Source organism: Neisseria sp. P0022.S010, assembly GCF_051956635.1.
On the sequence record NZ_JBQCXF010000458.1, the window covers coordinates 1 to 2,357 of the forward strand.

A 2,357-nucleotide genomic window follows, 5' to 3' on the forward strand; every position below is an offset into this window, starting at 1 on the left:
TTGGCTAAACGTGCGTTGTTGGCCGTATTGCCAGAACCTGAAGATTTCAGCTACACCATGCGCGTGGTTTCTGAAATTACCGAATCCAACGGCTCTTCCTCTATGGCTTCCGTCTGCGGCGGCTGCTTGAGCCTATTGTCTGCCGGTGTGCCTTTGAAAGCACACGTTGCCGGTATCGCCATGGGTCTGATTTTGGACAACAACAAATTCGCTGTCCTGACCGACATCTTGGGCGATGAAGACCATTTGGGCGATATGGACTTTAAAGTAGCCGGTACAACCGAAGGTGTAACCGCGCTGCAAATGGACATTAAAATCCAAGGTATTACCAAAGAAATCATGCAAATCGCTTTGGCTCAAGCCAAAGAAGCACGTTTGCACATCTTGGAACAAATGAAAGCCGCCGTTGCAGGCCCGCAAGAGCTGTCTGCACACGCGCCACGCTTGTTCACCATGAAAATCAACCAAGACAAAATCCGTGATGTGATTGGTAAAGGCGGCGAAACCATCCGTTCGATTACTGCTGAAACCGGTACTGAAATCAATATTGCTGAAGACGGTACCATCACAATCGCTGCGACTACTCAAGAAGCAGGCGATGCGGCGAAAAAACGTATCGAAGAAATCACTGCCGAAGTGGAAGTGGGCAAAGTGTACGAAGGTACTGTGGTTAAAATCCTCGACAACAACGTTGGCGCGATTGTCAGCGTGATGCCGGGCAAAGACGGTTTGGTACACATCAGCCAAATCGCCCACGAGCGCGTACGCAATGTCAGCGACTACCTGCAAGTAGGTCAGGTTGTAAATGTAAAAGCATTGGAAGTGGACGACCGCGGTCGCGTACGTCTGTCTATCAAAGCTTTGCTGGAAGCGCCTGCTCGCGAAGAGAAAGCCGCTGAATAATCTGATTATTCAAGCTTGAAACAAAAGGCCGTCTGAAAATTTCAGACGGCCTTTTGTTTATTTAAAAGATGAGTTTAAAAAACGGGTTTCGCCTTTACTTTGATAAAAGGGATTACTACAATGCTTGCAATCTAATAAATATATTAATCTCTCAAGGAGTATGCAATGAATGCTACGCAATTAATCAGCCGGCTGACGCAAACCGTCGGTGAAAAATACATCATCACAGACCCGGCAAAAACCGAGCAATACCGACAAGGCTACCGTTTTGGCGAGGGCAAGGCGCTGGCGGTTGTCCGTCCGGGTACGGTTTTGGAAATGTGGCAAATTTTGCAGGCGTGTGTTGAGGCTGATGTCATTGTGATTACGCAGGCTGCCAATACTGGTTTGACTGGCGGCTCGACTCCTGACGGCAATGATTACGACCGCGATATCGTGATTGTGAATACCATGCGTCTGAACATCATTCAGCCGATTAATAATAACGAACAAGTTGTCTGCCTGCCCGGTTCTACCCTGAATCAATTGGAGCTGCTGCTGAAACCTTTAGGCCGTGAGCCGCATTCCGTGATCGGTTCGTCCTGTATCGGCGCATCCGTATTGGGCGGCGTATGTAATAACTCCGGCGGTGCTTTGGTACAGCGTGGTCCGGCTTATACGGAAATGGCCCTGTTTGCGCAAATCAACGATGAGGGCAAACTGGAGCTAGTCAACCATTTGGGCATTGATTTGGGTGAAACCCCTGAAGAAATTCTGACCAATCTGCAAGGTTTCCATTATCAGAAAAAAGACATTGTTCAAAATGCAGGCAAAGGGCATGACCATGCGTACTGCGATCATGTCCGCCAAGTGAATGAACCGACTGCCGCCCGTTTTAATGCCGACCCTGCGCGTCACTACGAAGCATCAGGTTGCGCGGGCAAGCTGATGGTGTTTGCCGTACGCTTAGATACTTTTCCGCAAGAAAAACAGACTGCCGTCTTCTATATCGGCACCAATGATATTAATGAGCTGACCGATATTCGTCGCGCCGCTTTGAGTGAGTTTAAAAACCTGCCTATTTCCGGTGAATATATCCATCGTCATGCTTTTGATATTGCTGCCGTTTATGGTAAAGATACGTTTTATATCATCAAGACGTTCGGTACCCACCAACTTCCGAAACTGTTTGATCTGAAAGCCCGTGTGGATAGATTCAGCAAAAAGATAAGTTTCTTACCAAAACACTTCTCTGATAAATTCATGCAACTGATCAGTAAAATTTTGCCTGATCACTTGCCGAAATCTATGCGCAATTATCGCGACAAATACGAACACCATTTGATCTTGAAAATGGGTGGCGAGGGCGTAGAAGAAGCGCGTGCTTTCTTGAAGGAATATTTTGCAACCCATGGCGGCGCATTCTTCGAATGTAATGCCGAAGAAACGCAGGCGGCCATGCTGCATCGCTTTGC

Annotated in this window: 2 protein-coding genes; both read left to right on the forward strand. The window is 47.7% G+C overall.

Features of this window, described 5'->3' with window-relative positions; translation table 11 throughout:
• Positions 1-903 (forward strand): S1 RNA-binding domain-containing protein (locus ACTHUT_RS18115; protein WP_440419301.1); only part of this gene is annotated, 903 nt, incomplete at its 5' end.
• A 165-nt stretch (positions 904-1,068) separates the two neighbouring features.
• A partial coding sequence (gene dld / locus ACTHUT_RS18120) for a D-lactate dehydrogenase (RefSeq protein ID WP_440419302.1) occupies positions 1,069-2,357 on the forward strand: 1,289 nt, incomplete at its 3' end.